This window comes from Salinimicrobium xinjiangense DSM 19287 (assembly GCF_000423585.1).
GTDB lineage: Bacteria > Bacteroidota > Bacteroidia > Flavobacteriales > Flavobacteriaceae > Salinimicrobium > Salinimicrobium xinjiangense.
Window position 1 is genome coordinate 54,009 of record NZ_KE384058.1, and the last position, 17,380, is coordinate 71,388.

Annotated in this window: 11 protein-coding genes; 5 read left to right on the forward strand and 6 right to left on the reverse strand. The window is 37.6% G+C overall.

What is annotated here, in order from left to right; translation table 11 throughout:
• Positions 1-17: 17 nt before the first annotated feature.
• From G564_RS0117450 to G564_RS19615, 4 genes are all read right to left on the reverse strand, one after another.
• A complete protein-coding gene (locus G564_RS0117450) occupies positions 18-3,122 on the reverse strand; it encodes an HsdR family type I site-specific deoxyribonuclease (protein ID WP_029038787.1) in 3,105 nt (1,034 codons plus the stop codon).
• Complete coding sequence (locus G564_RS0117455) at positions 3,119-4,357, reverse strand: restriction endonuclease subunit S (RefSeq protein WP_029038788.1); 1,239 nt, start codon at positions 4,355-4,357, stop codon at positions 3,119-3,121. The genes G564_RS0117450 and G564_RS0117455 overlap by 4 nt, the downstream gene beginning before the upstream one ends.
• Entirely contained in the window at positions 4,354-5,901 is a 1,548-nt protein-coding gene (locus G564_RS0117460) for a type I restriction-modification system subunit M (protein ID WP_029038789.1), read from the reverse strand. The genes G564_RS0117455 and G564_RS0117460 overlap by 4 nt, the downstream gene beginning before the upstream one ends.
• A gap of 530 nt (positions 5,902-6,431) precedes the next feature.
• Positions 6,432-7,082, reverse strand: a complete 651-nt coding sequence (locus G564_RS19615; RefSeq protein ID WP_051205598.1) for an endonuclease/exonuclease/phosphatase family protein — start codon at positions 7,080-7,082, stop codon at positions 6,432-6,434.
• Positions 7,083-7,743: 661 nt separating this feature from the next.
• Between G564_RS19615 and G564_RS0117475 the strand changes: the two genes are divergently transcribed.
• Both G564_RS0117475 and G564_RS0117480 read left to right on the forward strand, forming a co-directional pair.
• On the forward strand, positions 7,744-11,808 hold the full coding sequence (locus tag G564_RS0117475; protein WP_037374244.1) for a chemotaxis protein CheB: 4,065 nt from the start codon (positions 7,744-7,746) through the stop codon (positions 11,806-11,808).
• 140 nt (positions 11,809-11,948) lie between these two features.
• The gene (locus G564_RS0117480; RefSeq protein ID WP_245583709.1) at positions 11,949-12,320 is read left to right on the forward strand and encodes a response regulator; all 372 of its coding nucleotides are present in this window, start codon (positions 11,949-11,951) and stop codon (positions 12,318-12,320) included.
• A gap of 8 nt (positions 12,321-12,328) precedes the next feature.
• On the opposite strand, the gene G564_RS0117485 is transcribed toward G564_RS0117480, so the two are convergent.
• Positions 12,329-13,360 carry a chemotaxis protein CheB gene (locus G564_RS0117485; RefSeq protein WP_037374245.1) on the reverse strand — a complete coding sequence of 344 codons (1,032 nt, stop codon included), beginning with the start codon at positions 13,358-13,360 and terminating at the stop codon, positions 12,329-12,331.
• A 103-nt stretch (positions 13,361-13,463) separates the two neighbouring features.
• Positions 13,464-13,874: a BLUF domain-containing protein gene (locus G564_RS0117495; RefSeq protein ID WP_029038794.1), complete on the reverse strand. Its 411-nt coding sequence runs from the start codon at positions 13,872-13,874 to the stop codon at positions 13,464-13,466.
• An 893-nt stretch (positions 13,875-14,767) separates the two neighbouring features.
• Between G564_RS0117495 and G564_RS0117505 the strand changes: the two genes are divergently transcribed.
• Genes G564_RS0117505 through G564_RS0117515 form a run of 3 tightly spaced genes read left to right on the forward strand, consistent with a single transcriptional unit; the run spans position 14,768 to position 16,606 of the window.
• Positions 14,768-15,505, forward strand: coding sequence for a PAS domain-containing protein (locus G564_RS0117505; RefSeq protein WP_029038795.1), 738 nt, complete (start codon positions 14,768-14,770; stop codon positions 15,503-15,505).
• 14 nt (positions 15,506-15,519) lie between these two features.
• Entirely contained in the window at positions 15,520-16,233 is a 714-nt protein-coding gene (locus G564_RS0117510; protein WP_156879286.1) for a sensor histidine kinase, read from the forward strand.
• The gene (locus G564_RS0117515) at positions 16,202-16,606 is read left to right on the forward strand and encodes a response regulator (RefSeq protein WP_169578150.1); all 405 of its coding nucleotides are present in this window, start codon (positions 16,202-16,204) and stop codon (positions 16,604-16,606) included. Before G564_RS0117510 ends, G564_RS0117515 begins: the two co-directional genes overlap by 32 nt.
• Positions 16,607-17,380: the final 774 nt, after the last annotated feature.

Genomic DNA, 17,380 nt, shown 5'->3' on the forward strand with positions numbered 1-17,380 from the left:
ACCGTCATCGCCGGGTTCTATATTTTACCTCCAACACCCTTAAACTTCTCGACAAATGAAGCAATTTTCTGAAATACGGTCTGCTTTTTTGTCAAATACTGTGGGTTTAATGGACTCATTTTCGGTAACACAGCATTAAGTGCTGTTCCATTTTCACTGGCATATTCCCGTTTTAAAGAAGCTGTTATATATCTTTTTGCTTCTTCTTCGTTTAGATCTTCATCCTTAATGATTTCAGATGCCTCTTTTTTCTGTTTGCTTTGTGCATAAGCGAAAAATGCATCTATAACACTTGCTTTTTCCTGAATTTCATCAAGGTCTGTTTCGTTAATAAAATCGACTACCAGACCCTCCTTGGCTCTACTGCCAACACTGGCACGAATGACCCGGCGGATCTCTTCAATCAAGGAAGCTTTGTCTTTGTTCTTTTTGTTGTGCTCAAAAATAAGCTCAAGAATATAATCCAGGTTGATCTCCTGTGATTTAAGCAGGTCTATTTCAAAGACGACATCATTCCAATCAATATCTGACTCTTCGGCTTCCTTCCCTTTGTTCTCACGTCTTAGCCAGTCACGAATATCATTATAGGTAGATCGATAATCCTGCACCGTTCTCTCCGGCAGCACTTCGATCTTTTGCATTGCCGCTATATCTTCATCTGACACAAAATGAGCCTCTTTAAAAGCTTCAACGGCTTCTGGATCTTTTAGGTCTATTTCCTGAAGAGTTTTGAGGTTGACAAATTCATCGTAGTTCTGCAAAATGTTTTCGACACGTAGGTATTCTCCAAACAGCTTTGAAAACTCCTTTTTATCATTTTCTGTGGCTATCTCGTCAGGATTAGGGAATTTCTCATTGAGCTCTTTCACCACATCTGTATAACCTCTTCGGGCTTCTCCGGTGACAATATCAGTAAAGCCTTCCAAATACTCCTGGTAGCTCTTTTCAAGGACAATATTTTTAGTGTTCTTGTCCCCGAAGAGCGTAATCGCATCAATGGTAGGTTGCTCCAGATCACGAAAAGTTATGATATTCCCAAAAGTTTTTGTAGCGTCATAAATACGGTTGGTACGGGAAAAAGCCTGCATTAACCCATGATAGCGAAGATTCTTATCTACAAACAAGGTATTGAGGGTGGGAGCATCAAAACCAGTTAAGAACATCCCTACTACTATTAGCAGGTCAACTTCCTTATTCTTTACCCGCTTCGCCAGGTCACGATAATAGTTCTGGAATTCTTTGCTTTCAACTCCATAACTGGTTTTGAACATGGCGTTATAGTCATTGATAGCTTTGGTTAGAAACTCCTTTGCACTGCTGTCCATGGCAGACGGTTCAAAGCTTTCATCTAGTATCTCCCCAATGGCACTCTGCTCTTCATTGGCAGCAAAGGAAAAGATAGTAGCTATTCTTATTGGCTTCTCATTGTCTTTCTGGAGCTGATTCAGCTCCTCGTAATATAATTTAGCCGCATCTACACTACTGACGGCAAACATGGCATTAAAACCGCTGTTTCCGCTTCTGGTCCGATGTGTTTTCTGGCGGTAGTTATCTAATATGTACTGAGAAATTTCCCTGATTCTTGTAGGGTGAAGTAGAGCTTTTTGGTTTTCTGCTGCACTTAACTTTTTTTCATCAATCTCTGTCTCTATACCTTTAAAGTGGGGGCGTACATCATTATAATCCACCTTAAATTTCAGCACCTTTTCATCCCTGATGGCATCTGTTATCACATAAGAATGAAGCTCCCGACCAAATACACTGGCAGTAGTTTCTGAACCTAAGGCATTTTGAGGAAAAATGGGCGTTCCCGTAAAGCCAAACTGATAGTATTTTTTGAACTTCTTTTTCAGATTCTTCTGTGCTTCCCCAAATTGTGATCGATGAGCTTCATCAAAAATGAAAACCACCTGTTTTTGATAAACGGTCAGGTCATTCTCACTTTTCATTAGGTTATTCAGTTTCTGAATCGTTGTGACAATGATCTTGTTATCATCTTTGTCAATATTCCTCTTTAGACCTGCAGTACTGTCGGATCCATTCACACTATCAGGCGAAAAACGCTGATACTCTTTCATGGTTTGATAGTCTAAATCCTTGCGGTCCACCACGAAGAATACTTTATCAATAAAATTAAGTTGTGTGGCCAATCGTGCCGCTTTAAAACTGGTCAGGGTTTTACCGGAACCGGTGGTGTGCCATATATATCCGCCCCCCTCTGAAGAAGTCCATTTTTTAGTTTGATAAGAGCTTTCGATCTTCCACAGGATCCTTTCAGTGGCGGCAATTTGATAAGGTCGCATTACGAGAAGCGTGTCACTGGTATCAAATACAGAATAATTGAGCAGGATATGTAAAAGGGTATTTTTCTGAAAGAATGTAGCCGTAAAATCCTTCAGGTCCTTGATCAGCGTATTGTCAGCCCTGGCCCAGTTCATGGTAAAGTCGAAGCTGTTTTTATTTCGCTCTACGGTGTTGGCAAAATAACGGGTGTCGGTACCATTGGAGATGACAAAGACCTGTAAGAACTTGAAGAGGGAAGCATTGGTGTTAAAACTCTCCTTTGAGTACCGATGTACCTGATTAAAGGCCTCCCGGATTGCCACCCCACGTTTTTTTAGTTCTACCTGCACCAGGGGCAGACCGTTTACCAGGATAGTGACATCATAACGATTGGCATGAATTCCTTTTTGTTCAAATTGGGAAATTACCTGCACCTTATTGCGGGCAATATTTTTTTTGTCAACAAGGTAGATGTTTTGAATATTGCCATCATCAAAGACGAAATCGTAAATATAGTCATCGTGCAATTTTCTTGTTTTATCAACCAGGTTATCGCTTGGCTTATCTAAATACTCCTCTACAAAACGAGCCCATTCCCCATCTGCAAACACCATGTTATTCATCGTCTGAAGCTGTACTCTTGCATTGGCAAGCATTGCTTTCATAGAAGTAAGGTTCGGACTTTCATAACCCTGGTTGATCAGATCCTGAACGAATTCCCGCTCCAGTGCCACCTCCGTTTGGTAAACAGCAGGAGCTTCGTTGGCTTCAGAGAACTTGGTGTATTTATCTAAAACAATAAAATTGTTGGATTCAGCTATGGTGTTATAGGTACTCATGCGGGCTCTTGTTGTGGGAATGTTAATAACATATCCCGGTAATATTTATACTGCTTTTTCCTTAGTTCTATCTCCTTTGGAAGACTCTCGCTGATGGAATGAGTGAGAGTGTCGAATTTGTCGAGGATGGAGACTATTCGTTCTTGTTCTTCTTTTGATGGTACTGGGATGATGACCTTACTTAATCCTTTTGAGTTAATAGCAGAAATTTTTCCCGATGAAATATGTCTCCTTATTTGGTCATGAAACTGCTTTGTACGGGTAAAATACGCTACGTATTTTGGGTGCAGAGGGCTTCTGTATGAAAAACACGCATCATGAATCACAACACCTTCATCACCTAACCAAGCTGTTCCTTTTCCAATGTCTTCAATCGTTTCACCAGCAGCAACAATAACAATATCTCCTTTTTTAGCTACTCTTAATTTTTTCTTCTCAACGAGTTCTTTACTTACAAAAGATTTCGTTTCATCTGCCCAAGTGCCATAATGTGTGTACATTTCACCATAATGAATAGTTGGTACCCCTTCAGAGATTAAATCGGTTCTTACAAATCGTTTCCCTCTTTGAAATTCACCAATTTCATTTAATGATTTCCACTCAACTTCAGACTCTTCAAAACTGAACAATTGCTCTCGATAGTACCAATACTGATTTTTACGTGCGTTAAGCTCTGTTGTTAGCTCTGCAGTTAGGTCTGTTGTTTGTTTTGTAAACACTTCTAAAATACGGACAATCTCTTTTTGGACTTTGAGAGGTGGGATGGGGATTTGTAAAGACTTGATAATGTCTGCATTTAAGTTGCTGACTGAACTACTATTTATTTTACTTAGCCAGTAATCTTGAACAATTTCGGATGTGAGATAAAGAAATAAATAATCAGAATTAAGCTTATCTCCAAAATCACTAATAGAAGCCCAGCCATCATGAATGGCTCCATTAATCTTAAGAATATATGGCCGGCCATAACTCATCGAATTAGACATAATTAAATCACCTTTTTTCAATATTCTTGATTTTTTAGCTCCTTCAAATGTGATTTTTTGTTTTGTCTTATTAACATATTTTGAATTAGGTACAGTGTCTCCGATTTTTATCCAAGGAACACCATTTTTATCATCCGTGATAAATTTCGCTATAGGACGAGGTGACGCACCTCTTTGGATTTTTGCAACCTCACCAAAATTCTCCCACTGAACTTCAACCCCCTCTAATAATTTCTCTAAATAACTCATGCTTCAATCTCCTTTATAATAGCGTCAATATTCAAACGAAGTGAATTTATCTTCTCTACAGTTCTGGAAACCTCTTCATTCAATACAGCTATATCAATCTTCTCACGATTATCCTTTGGGGCAACATAGGAGCTTACAGAGAGATTATAATCGTTTGCGGCAATTTTGTTGTTGTCTATAGATTTTACTACATGCTCAATATCCTGTTTGCTATCGAACATTTTAATAATACTTTCAATGTGTTTATCTGTAAGCACATTGTTATTCGTGACTTTCTTGAAGAAATCTTCACTATTCACATCAATAAACTGTGTTTTGGTGCCAATTTTATGTTTTGATAGCACTAGAATATTAACCGCTATTGATGTACCATAAAATAAATTTGGAGCTAAGGAAATAATGGTCTCTACATAGTTATTATCTACCAAATACTTTCTAATTTTCTGTTCGGCACCGCCACGATAGAAGATACCAGGAAAACATACGATGGCTGCTCTACCTTTACTAGATAGGTAATGCAGTGAATGTAGTACAAAAGCAAAATCGGCTTTTGATTTAGGAGCAAGCACACCGGCAGGAGCAAAACGGTCATCATTGATCATGGTTGGGTCATCATCACCGATCCACTTTACCGAATAGGGAGGGTTTGATACTATGGCATCAAAGGGTTTTTCATCCGCTAACTGTGGGTCTTTAAGTGTGTCTCCTAATACTAAATGAAACTTGTCGTAATTGATGTTATGTAAAAACATATTCATACGAGCCAAGTTATATGTGGTGTGGTTCACCTCCTGTCCAAAGAAACCTTCCTCAATAATATGGTTGTCAAAATGCTTTTTAGCTTGTAAGAGCAAAGAGCCTGAGCCTGCTGCAGGGTCGTAAATTTTGTTTACGGTTGTCTGCCCGTGCATGGCCAATTGTGCAATAAGTTTAGATACGTGCTGAGGGGTGAAAAACTCACCTCCCGATTTTCCGGCATTGGCAGCATAATTGGAAATCAGGAATTCATAGGCATCGCCAAAAAGGTCGATCTGGTTTTCTTCAAATCTCCCAAAGTTCAACGCTTCCACGCCTTTTAGCACTGCTGCCAGACGACTGTTCTTGTTTTCAACGGTATTCCCCAGTCGGGAACTGGTGGTGTCAAAATCGGCAAACAATCCTTTTATATCTGATTCGGACGGATACCCATTCGCAGAGCTTTCAATAGCGTCAAAAATGGATTTTAAATCGGTGTTTAGATTGGAATTGGTGTTGGCTGTTTTGGCAACGTTCGCGAAAAGCTGACTTGGATATATAAAATACCCCTTAGTTTTAATGGCATCATCCTTTATTTCGGGGGTTATGACATCATCTGATAATGTTGCATAATTCACTCTCTCATCGCCGGCTTCTATATAATTTGAAAAGTTTTCACTGATAAAGCGGTAGAAAAGTGTTCCTAAAACAAATTGTTTAAAATCCCATCCATCCACCGAGCCACGAACATCGTTGGCTATTCTCCATATTTTTGCTTGTAATTCTGCTCTTTGATTTGTACTTGTCATTATTTTATTATGTCGTTATTTAAACCAGTTTTATAGTATTCGCGGATACCGGGCAGTATAATTCTTCTGCCGCATTCCGGAGTTCAAGTTTTAAAATTGAGATCTGCTTTTACCATTTTAGGGGTAGGTGGTATTTTAAGGAGTGTAGTTAAGACTGATTAAGGGCAATAAAGTTAAGATTTATTTAAGAATAATAATTCGACCGTTTAACGGTGTTTAACGGTACCGTTGAAAACCATTAGCTCGACCGTTAGCTCGACCGTTGGCTTACCGTTAGATTTACCGTTGGACACCGTTACATGACCATTGGCGAAATTAGTAAATAGTTTTAAATCAACTATTTAACCCAATCGGTTTTGATCCAACGGTAAAACAAAAATTTCTAATTAGTTTTCCGGGTTTTTCAGGTTTGGATTAGATCCTGTAGGGAAGGAATGGGACAAATATAAATTAATAAAGTGGGATGAATATAGTTTTGGGTCCGTTCATGGGGCATACTATGAAATACATCAGATCAAATTGCAAAAAATTCATCTAATCATTTCGATGTAGGTTCCATTGTGGTCAGAATACATAAATCCTTCTTTTGAAAAATGATCCCAGGCTCCAGCCTGAATTTCTATTGAAGCACAAAAATTATTGGAAATAAAGATATGGTCTATATTTCTTCGTTTTTTGCCATTGTGATCCGGCTTTAGAAAACCCAAATCATGAAAGTCGTTTTCTGTTACACAAGACAAGCTATTATCAGCTAATTTTTGAGTTAATAGCTTTCGTCCCTGGTTCGTGCCGTAACCGTATTTAAGGCCATCTCTCGTCTGATTAAAAAGGCCAGCCACAAAAAATGGAACATCTGGGTAATTATCCATGATGTTTTGCCAGTTTGAGGACTGGTCAATTATATCTTCTAAATGCAGTTGCCACACCTTTTTTCCTTTGTCAGGATAGCGGTTGCCGCTTACACCAGCCATGTGGTAAGGGATGATAGTTCCGTAGATGATCACAGTGCCAAAAGGAGCTTCAACTAAACAACACGCCGTCCGGAAGGAATTAAAAGTCACTATTTCTTCTAAAATTTTCCACCGGGACCAGATGGTGATCCACGGTTGATCTTTGTATTGCTCAAATTCTCTTGATCTGACAGCATCATAGTCCGGGTGAAGATTTATTTTAGTCTTCACCTATAGTTTAATTTTCATGGCACATTTAAACCAATATAGTCACAGGGTTAGTATTTTATTTAATGATTACCTTCAGAACATTTTAGATCTGGATGAATTTATCCAAAAACTTCGCGTGGTAGAAAAACAATATGAGCAAACTCTTGATAACAAAATACCCGAGGATTCTATATGGTTCAAATTCTCTGACGACGATACTCTTATAACCACAATAGATGACCTTGAGAGGGATTTATCCAATTCAAATAAAGATTTTACATTGGAGCCGCATGAATTGAGAGATTTACGGTTCTGTGAGAGGTTTAGGGGTGAAATTCCCCTTTACCTACGCGACTTCCCTCGCTTTCCCTCGTTTGTTTTTTCTAAACCTGGTTCATGCTTAACCACATAAATATTAGATAAAAACATGTGATACCGAAGCTCATTCCTTTTCACTATTATATTTTGATTTAAACCTATCAGCACAATAGGCATAGAATAAAAAACATCACTCAGATTAAATTTTTAAATACAATGAATGGTTACAAAATATCTACAATTATATAGTGCAATTCAACCTTTTAGATTGGTAATTTATTACTCTTCACCTAATTCTTATTAACGTTTCCTTCTTAAACTTCTGCTGTATTAGCTGTACCTTTCAAATATTTAAAATTAGCCTATGCCTAAAAACTCCCCCCATAATAATCCGATCCTGGAACTCTCCGAAAACAAGTTCCCGGTGGTAGGGGTTGGGGCTTCAGCCGGCGGCCTTTCTGCTTTTAAAGAATTTGTGGGTGGAATTCCAGAAAATTCCGGAATGGCCTATGTGTTGGTGCAACATTTAGATCCCAGTCATGAAAGTATGCTTTCTGAAATTTTACAGAAATCTACCCCCTTACCCGTGCTTGAGATCACAGATGACATAAAAGTAAGGCCAGATCATATTTATATTATCCCCAGCAACAAGATGCTTCTAGCAAGTGACGGGGTATTAATGTTGAGCCAACGACCGGCACCTGAAAAAAATAAAAAAAATCTTCCCATAGATCTTTTTTTTAATTCTCTTGCTGTTATTCATGGGTCACACAGTCTGGGCGTTGTCCTTTCGGGCACCGCCAGTGACGGCACCCAGGGTCTCAAGGATATTAAGAGTAAGGGCGGGATTACATTTGCCCAGGATGAAAGTTCTGCAGAATGGCCGCAAATGCCAAACAGTGCAATTAATGCGGGAGCTGTAGATTTTATTCTACCCCCCTCCGAAATCCCAAAAAAAATATTAGATCTAATTAAGAATAAAAATCCTAAAATTCAGGGACAACAGGGTTTTAGTGATGAAAAAGATGGAACTTTTCAGCAGATCCTTTCCTTAATTCGGTTGCGTCGCAATACTGATTTCACCTATTATAAAGAAAATACCATTAAGCGAAGAATTCTGCGGAGAATGGTCATTAAAAAGTATAAAAGCCCCGAGGCCTATCATAAATTTTTACTGGAAAACTCCAAGGAAATTGATTTGTTGTATCAGGATTTACTAATTCCCGTCACCAGCTTTTTTAGAGATACCCATGTTTTTGAAAATTTGTGCCAGTCCATTTTGCCGCTTTTAATTGAGAAAAAAAAGGAGAGTGAACCTATCAGGGTATGGATTGCAGGCTGCAGCACCGGGCAAGAAGCCTATTCTTTAGCAATTTGTATTCATGAACAGTTGAGGAAGCACAGGTCCCACAATCCTAAAAAGATCAACAATTTAAATGGATTTACCAGTGATGTGCAAGTTTTTGCTTCAGATATTAGCGAACCAGCAATTTCATTTGCCCGAAAGGGAATTTATAAAGAGAAAGATGTTGAAAATATTAGTCCCGAACGTTTACAGGAATACTTCATTAAATATGACGAGGGCTATCAAATAAAAAAAGAGATACGGGAAAGTTGCGTCTTTGCAATACAAAATTTCCTGAAAGATCCTCCTTTTGGAAATATGGACTTGATTAGCTGTCGCAACGTTCTTATTTATTTACAACCTTACCTTCAGAAAAAAGCTCTAACCACTTTTCATTATTCTCTTAAGCAGGATGGCTACCTCTTATTAGGGAAATCTGAAAATGTGGGAAGTGTACCAGGATATTTTACAGACATCGATAAAAAAGTGAAACTTTTCAAAAAAAATAATATTCCTGAATCCTTTAATATTCCCACCGGAATCAGAAATAACGCAAAAAAACAGGAGTTCAAAGTAAATAAACCTACTCCTGTTAAACGAACTGATTTTCAAGGGACTGCAGATGAGATTCTTTTAAAAAAATATACTCCAGCCAGCGTAGTTATAAATGAAGCAATGGATATTGTGCTTTTTAGAGGCGGCACTTCTAATTATCTGGAGCAGCAAAGTGGTTCACCCAGTCATAATCTGATGAAAATGGCAAAGCCCGGGTTAGCTTTTGAATTGCGAAATATAATTCACAAAGTAAAAAAAGATGGAAAGCCTTTAAAGAAGAATCATATTTTCACTCATCAAAATGGAGACCGGCAACCAATCACGGTAGAAGCCATGGTTTTGCCCAAACTGGTCGACCCCCATTACTTAATAGTTCTTCAGCCTTCAGTTGACACCCTAAAAAAACCGGATAAAGTGCAAGGTTCTTCCAAAATAGATGAAAAGGATTTGCGTATAAAGGAGCTGGAAAATGAGCTGGCACAAAGCCGGGAAGATATGCTCGGCATTACACAGGAGCAGGAAGCTGTTAATGAGGAATTGCAAAGCGCGAATGAAGAATTTATGAGTGGGAGCGAGGAATTGCAAAGCCTTAATGAAGAGCTCGAAACCAGTAAAGAAGAATTGCAGAGCACCAATGAAGAATTAACGGTAACCAATCAGGAACTAGGCACACTCAATTTTCAGCTTACCGAAGAAAGGAATTTTGCACGTGCGATTATAAATACTACCCGTCAACCTTTAATTGTTTTAAATGGGGAACTGGAAGTGATTACTTCCAATAAAGCTTTTCATGAAGCCTATTGTGATAAATCTGGATATACAGAAGGTAAAAGGTTGTATGAGCTTAACAACAATCTGTGGGATATTCCCAAGGTGCGGGAATTGTTGGAATCGATCTTACCCAAAGACAAGGTTGTCGAAAATTTTGAGGTCGTTCATAATTTTAAAAGAATCGGGGAGCGTTCAATGATCTTGAACGCTATGGAGATAGGGGATAATAACTTAAAGAATAATTTAATCCTTCTATCAATAGAAGATATCACTGAACGTAAGGTGATGGCAAGGAAATTAGAAGACACTCAGCATCAATATAAAGAAATGATATATTCCTCACCATCATTAATTGCTATTCTAAACGGACCTGAATTCAGAATATCCATTGCCAATGAGCCTTTCCTTAATCAATTTGGGAAAGGTGAGGATATAATAGGAGCCTCTTACTTAGAAGCGGTTCCGGAACTGGTAGACCAAGGCCTTGGAAAGATCTTAAGGGAAGTGTATAAAACCGGGGAACCCCAATATGTCCATGAAACGCCTGTAAAGATTATACGCAATGGAAAACAGGAGCTGCTTTATTACAACTTTGGATATCAGGCTCAGCGTAATTCCAAAGGGGGTATTGAAGGTGTGGCTATTCTCGCAAACGAGGTTACTGCCCAGGCAGAGTTAAATAAAACCATCAAGGAAAGTGAAAGTCGCTTTCATCAAATGGCAGATCTTACTCCCGAAAAAATCATCTGTACAGATACCTCGGGGGAAATATATTATTTCAATAAAAGCTGGTTGGATTTTACAGGATTGAACCAGGAGTTATTAATAGCAAAAGGCTGGGAACAATTCATGCACCCGGAGGAAATAACTACTACGCGCAGGAAATGGAAACAATGTATCGCATCTGGAAATGCTTTTGAAAAGGAAATTCGTTTGCGGGACAAAAATGATATTTATAAATGGCATTTAAGTCGGGCTGTACCGGTTAAAGACGAGGATGGAAAAATTAAAATGTGGATTGGTGCGCTTACTCAAATTCATAAGATAAAGGAGGAAGAAGAACGTAAGGAAAGTTTCCTTAAACTGGCAAGTCATGAACTTAAAACTCCTATAACCTCTATCAAGGGTTATACACAATTCCTGCTGGAAAGGCTCAGGGAATCCAAAGAGGTCCTGCCGGGATCTATTCCTATTATTCCTTCTCTGGAACGCATCGACAGTCAGGTCACAAGATTAACCAGGTTGATATCTGAGATGCTGGACCTCTCGAGGGTTCAGGAAAGTAAACTTTCATTACAGAAGGAAAGCTTCAGCTTAAACCAAATGGTGGAAGAAAGTGTACAGGATGTTCAATATTCCAGTTCCTCAGCAAAAATCAAAATAGATCACAAAGACCAACTCATGGTTAATGGGGATAGGGATAGAATCAGCCAGGTCCTAATCAATTTGATCACTAACGCAATTAAATATTCCCCAAATAATAAAAATATTGAAGTTAAAGTATTTCAGGAAGGAAAAGATAAAGCCTGTGTTAGTGTAAAAGATCAAGGGATAGGAATCGATCGGGTAGATCAGAAAAACATTTTTAAAAGATTTTTTAGAGTTACAGGGAAAGATGAACAAACCTATTCCGGTTTAGGTATTGGTTTATATTTAGCTAAGGAAATTATGATTCGCCACAATGGAAATCTCAAGGTTAAAAGTGAGAAGGGAGAAGGTTCAGTATTTACTTTTTCACTTCCTCTGGATAAAATATAAGAAATCCCGATCTACAAAGTAGTTACCATAATTTTATTTATTTACACAGCATTCACAGCATTCACAGCATTCACAGCATTTGGACACCCCAACATCACCAATGAATTTTCGATAAGACGTTTAAGCACCAAACAGAAATTATGATGGCAAAAATTTTAATAGTTGAAGATGATCATAACTTAGGACTTATGATACAGGACATTTTGGAATTCAAAGGATATGATATCATCCTGTCCAGAAGGCCTGAGAATACAATACAGGATATCATTGAGAATGATGTAGATCTCGTTCTTTTAGATAAACTCATCTATGGTGTCGACGGCACAGATGTTTGTAAAAAGATTCGCAATACAAAAGCTACTGCGAACATACCTGTCCTTATGATGTCGGCTCTCCACGATGCAAGGAAAATTTGTTTAAAAGCGGGAGCAACAGATTTTATTTACAAACCTTTTGAAATGAAAATCTTTCAGGACAAGGTGCAGGAGCTTTTGGAAGAAATAAAAGTTTAAGTATTAGTTCAGGTAGGCGTATCATCCCCGCCTTCCTTCCCTGTTGTTTTCAAAATTGCTCTTATTCTGTCAATATGGACCTGTGACATTTTGGCCCTTTCAAGAGCTGCTTGAGAACCAACGCCTTTTTCTCCTTGTGCCATTGTTGTTAGCAGGTTTTTACGCTCCTCAAACATCCGCAGGGCAGTCCACATCGTTTCTTCGATCTTGTTTGTTTGGTCAGCCAAAAGGTAAGCTGCTGTATATGAATGTCCCACGTGGCACCGAAACCGTAGATCTGTATCTTTCCCTACCTGCCATAATACACCACCACAACCCGGACAGTTAAATGGAACCTGATCACCCAGTTCATTTACTGAAGACAGATCGCTCAGCACCCGTTCAGCTATCTTAGCTTCTGTTAATACATCGTCGGGAACAGCTTTACTTTTTTTTAATTTTTGCTGAGCAATCTTGAGGAGGAGGGCACCCATTTCTGAAACAGGCAGGCAATGATCCACTTTCACGTTATTCAAGGCATTTCGTGGCATATCGGGATATTCAGCCTCATCAGGATCCTGAACAATACAAATTCCTCCACAACTTTTAATAGCCTTCATTCCTGCTGTTCCATCATCAAGATAACCAGTGAGCAAAATACCGATAACCCCAGATCCAAAGGCTACGGCAGCTGATCGAAATAACGGATCAATAGCAGGACGCGACCGGTTTTCGTGGGCTCCTTTCGTAACCAACATTTTGAGCCCTTCACCAATCAACAAGTGCTGATCTGATGGTGCCAGGTATAAATATCCGGGCTTTAAATTGTTTCCGTCCTTTGCATGTTGACATTTTAAGGTATTTAGCTTATTAAGTTCGTCTAATATTACATTGCCCGTGGCATCAGGAGAAACATGCCTAACCACTAATACCGGAATGGGAAAGTCTTTGGGCATTTGGCTAACTAGTTCTTTTAATGCCTTGAGTCCCCCTGCAGATGTCCCTATTACAACTACCCGGGAATTTTTTTTGATGTTTTCGGTTTTACTGCTTTGTTTCATTTCTTTTAATCAATTTATAATTAAGTGCTAAATCCGAAACGTTTTTCTTGCCTTTCTGGTGCCCCATAGGGTGCCCCAAAATAGTTAAAGGTATCTTAAAATTTTATACTCTTGTAGCTATGAAATTCCTCAACATTCCTTTTATTACCCCTTGAACATCTGGGCTAATTCCCTTTAATGGTTCCAAATATTCTGGAGGTAATCCTGGATTGTATTTTTGTCCCTCAGGGATTACTGTTGCTCTGTAATGATCATATGAGCCTTTTTGTATGTCTCGATCTATTACTGTAATAATGCCATAATGACGCGGATCATTCTGAATTTTGTTCCATAGACTAATTATTTTTTCTTTTTCTCCTTCTATTACTTGAAAAAAATTTCCTTCAGAATATAGCAGGATTCCTTTTATATCCTTCTGGTTGTTATTCTCTTCGGAAAACTTTAAAAGCTCATTTATTTCTGAAGTAGTCAACTGCTTATCAGCATTGCTTACATAGCAAACGGCATGTCTCATATTCCTGACTTTTAATCTGATGCTATTTAAGTTACCAAAGAATAACCGAACTAATCCAACTATTAATTTAATATTAACTAACTATGACAGTTTTTATTTTTAAAAATCAATCTTACTCACCATATTAAAAACCTTTGCCACCATTGTACTCCTTCTAAATGATGTACCAATGCAGGTTGTAAGCAAGTTGTTCGGGCATTCCCGTATTGGTATTACTTAACCTCATTATGGTCAGATTCTTCAAGAAAAAGTAAATCTAGAAATGGAAAAATTAACTTCGAAATTGAAGATTTGAAATAAGTAAAAGAAAGCACTCTTAAAGGGTGCTTCTTATTCTAAGGAGGTGAAGTTTGTGTATTTATCAAGCAGTTCCTCCTATCGAGACGTAACTGTTTGATCTGCTGTTGAGTTCTGAATATCCTTCTCCTCTGAAGAGCCAAATTTTTCCATGTGATCATTATCAGGATTGCTTGTATTTTTCATCCTTACTGCTTATTTTTAACGTGCAGGTACAGAACCATGAGTGAGTTCATTGAGTGAGTTTATTTTCAGAAAGTTGTGGTAGCTGATATAAGGTTTAACGTTCTGGCATTAGAAGAGTTAAAATCCCGCCATGAAGAAGAAATGGGATAAAATCTCTGCTCGTAATACTTACAGTAGAGTAAAATTTTTAGAAATCTGTAGAAGGGTTTTTATCATACTATTCCTAGTAGGTGTAATTTCTTTCATATTGTATATTTTGTATTTGTACTAAACCAGCAACAGAAAATCCCGCCCTATTGGCTATATAAGATTCTATACTCATATTCCTTTAGGAGAAGTCCAAAACTGAAGCTTTTCCCATTGAGAGAAAGGCTTTTTTACTGGAAGATCTTCTTGAAAAAGCAAATACATTGTCAAGGATAGGGAGTTTTGAAATGGATGTCACTAATAGAGAGCTCTACTGGTCGCCCATGACAAGAGAAATTCATGGAGTTGAAAAAGATTTTATACCCGAATTGAATACTGCAATTTATTTTTATAAACGGGAGAGTAGGGAGAGAATAAAAAAAGTTTTACGGAAATCTATTGAGAAGAAAGTTCCTTTTGACGAAGAGCTTGAAATAGTTACAGCTAGTGGAAAGGAAATATGGGTACGAGCTATGGGACAACCCGAAGTAGAGCAAGGCAAATGTGTTAAAGTAAGCGGAAGTTTTCAAGATATTGATAAAATAAAGCGAGCAGAATTTGAAGTACTAAATGCAGTTCGGGAAAAAGAAACTTTACTGGAGAGTATTGGTGATGCTTTCTTCGCAGTCGATGAAAATTGGATAGTAACCTACTGGAATGAACATGCAGCAGATCTTCTTAATTGTCCGAAGACGGCTATCATAAAAAAGAACTTATGGGAGGTTTTTCCAGATGCCATAGGTACTCCTTTTCAACGAAATTATGAGGATACCATGCAAGATAAGAGGAAAAGGCATTTTGAAGCTTTTTTTGAAAGAACATCTGCCTGGTATGAAGAAACTGTCTATCCTTCCAATAAAGGTCTTTCAGTCTTTTTTAAGGATGTTACCGAACGGAAAAATGCAGATGTGAAATTAAGGGAATTAAACAAGTCTCTAGAGCTCACACCAGGGAATTGGTGACGGCTAATAAAGGTTTGGAACAATTCTCTTACATTGTTTCTCATAACCTGAGATCTCCTGTTGCTAACATACTTGGACTTGCTGATCTGTTACAAAATTCTGAATACCCTCATGAGGTAAAGGAACAGTTCTTTTCCGAAATGTTTTCGAATGTTGAAAGATTGGACGCTGTGATAACAGACCTTAACAGTATCCTGCAGGCGAAAGTAGATGTAAAAGCTAAGAAGGAGAAAATAAATCTAGGAGCATTAGTAGAAGAGATAAAATTGAGTATTCAACCCTTAATAAATGAGGAAAAAGCACAAATTAGTTACAGATTCGAAAATATTAAAGAAGTGGCTTCAGTTAAGAGTTACCTCTATAGTATTTTTTATAATCTAATCGTCAATAGCATTAAATACAGAAGGCCAGGAATCCCTCCTGAATTAGAAATAAGGATGGAAAGAAAAGGAGAGTTCATTTTGATTTTCTTTAAAGATAACGGTCTTGGAATGGACCTGACAAATAAACGGGATCAAATATTTAACCTTTATAAGAGATTTCACCATCATATAGAAGGAAAGGGTATGGGATTGTTTATGGTTAAAACTCAGGTGGAAATGTTGGGTGGAAAAATAACCGTAGACAGCAATGTTAACGAAGGTACATTATTCACAATTTTATTAAAGGAAACTGTCATACCAATACATGAAAAAAATGGAGCAACTGTATCACTATTTGGTGGTTGATGATGACAAAACCAGCAATCTTATCTGTGATTTTACCATTCAGCGTTTTAATAGTGGAGCGCAGAGGAATCTTTTTACGAGACCTGAAGAAGCGTTAGAATATATCCTTGGAAAAGGACTTAGAGCAGGAATCACTGTTTTATTCCTGGATGTTAATATGCCGACAATGTCGGGTTTTGAATTTTTGGGAGAATTCGAGAAGTTACCCAGGGAAGTTCAGGAGCAGTATAAGATTTACATGCTAACCTCATCAATTGAAGATTTTTCTTCTCAGGCAGAAAAATTTACCTGCGTTCAAAGATTTCTTTCAAAACCTATGAAGCTTTCTTATTTACAAGAGATTGCGTTAGAAATAGAATTAATTAAACTCTAAGAAGTTGTGAGATGTTTAGATTTAAGGTTGTAACATGTCATAAATGGTTTCTCATAAATGCTTTTGAGAGGTTCTTCTAATTTAAATTGTAAAATGAGTGTGCTGAAATACTAAGAAATTAGGTCAATTAGCTTAATCCATACCTTTTTCAAAATTATCCTTTTGCCTCTAAAGTAATATAAAAAACCCCTGCCGTAGCAAGGGTTGGATCCCTGAAAAGTTGTAGGGGAATTTAATCAGAGAAGTGTGATTTAATCAAATCAGAAAAATTATTGGTAATACCAGCAATAGCAGATAGCACCAACGATCTTTAGTGGATAAAGGATCTTTTAATTTTATCATCACATAAAAAAATTAAATTCAATTGGAAAGATTTGGTGAAAAAAGAAAAATAGTCTAAAGCATTTATGTAGTGGTTTTATTTCTTATTTCGTAACTGCCATAGAGTATTATCTTATTCATTGATTTTCAGTTCATTTATAACCTGATTCAATCCAAGGTTTTGAGCTTTCTTGCCCTCAGGTGTAATCACTACCCTTCGTCGTTTATGTCTACAAGCCATATTTGAAAAGCAGATTCAGGGCTTCATTAAACGAGTTCTCCGCTAAAATAGAAATAGAATCCTCCTCCTCAATAAGCCTAAGAATTTTTTCCATTGAAGTCATTTTATTTCATAAAAACCTAGAAATCAATATTCAAAAAATGCAAAAGATGTTTTGTAAGGAACATGATCTTGATCAGGTTTTAAATAGAAAAATTCATTTTGGTGAAGTA

What these genes read in the sequence shown, in the direction of transcription:
- G564_RS0117495 (WP_029038794.1), bottom strand. Translation starts at nt 13,874, where the DNA reads ATGAGACATGCCGTTTGCTATGTAAGCAATGCTGATAAGCAGTTGACT.
- G564_RS0117455 (WP_029038788.1), bottom strand. Translation starts at nt 4,357, where the DNA reads ATGAGTTATTTAGAGAAATTATTAGAGGGGGTTGAAGTTCAGTGGGAG.
- G564_RS0117485 (WP_037374245.1), bottom strand. Translation starts at nt 13,360, where the DNA reads ATGAAACAAAGCAGTAAAACCGAAAACATCAAAAAAAATTCCCGGGTA.
- G564_RS0117475 (WP_037374244.1), top strand. Translation starts at nt 7,744, where the DNA reads ATGCCTAAAAACTCCCCCCATAATAATCCGATCCTGGAACTCTCCGAA.
- G564_RS0117450 (WP_029038787.1), bottom strand. Translation starts at nt 3,122, where the DNA reads ATGAGTACCTATAACACCATAGCTGAATCCAACAATTTTATTGTTTTA.
- G564_RS0117480 (WP_245583709.1), top strand. Translation starts at nt 11,949, where the DNA reads ATGATGGCAAAAATTTTAATAGTTGAAGATGATCATAACTTAGGACTT.
- G564_RS0117460 (WP_029038789.1), bottom strand. Translation starts at nt 5,901, where the DNA reads ATGACAAGTACAAATCAAAGAGCAGAATTACAAGCAAAAATATGGAGA.
- G564_RS0117515 (WP_169578150.1), top strand. Translation starts at nt 16,202, where the DNA reads ATGGAGCAACTGTATCACTATTTGGTGGTTGATGATGACAAAACCAGC.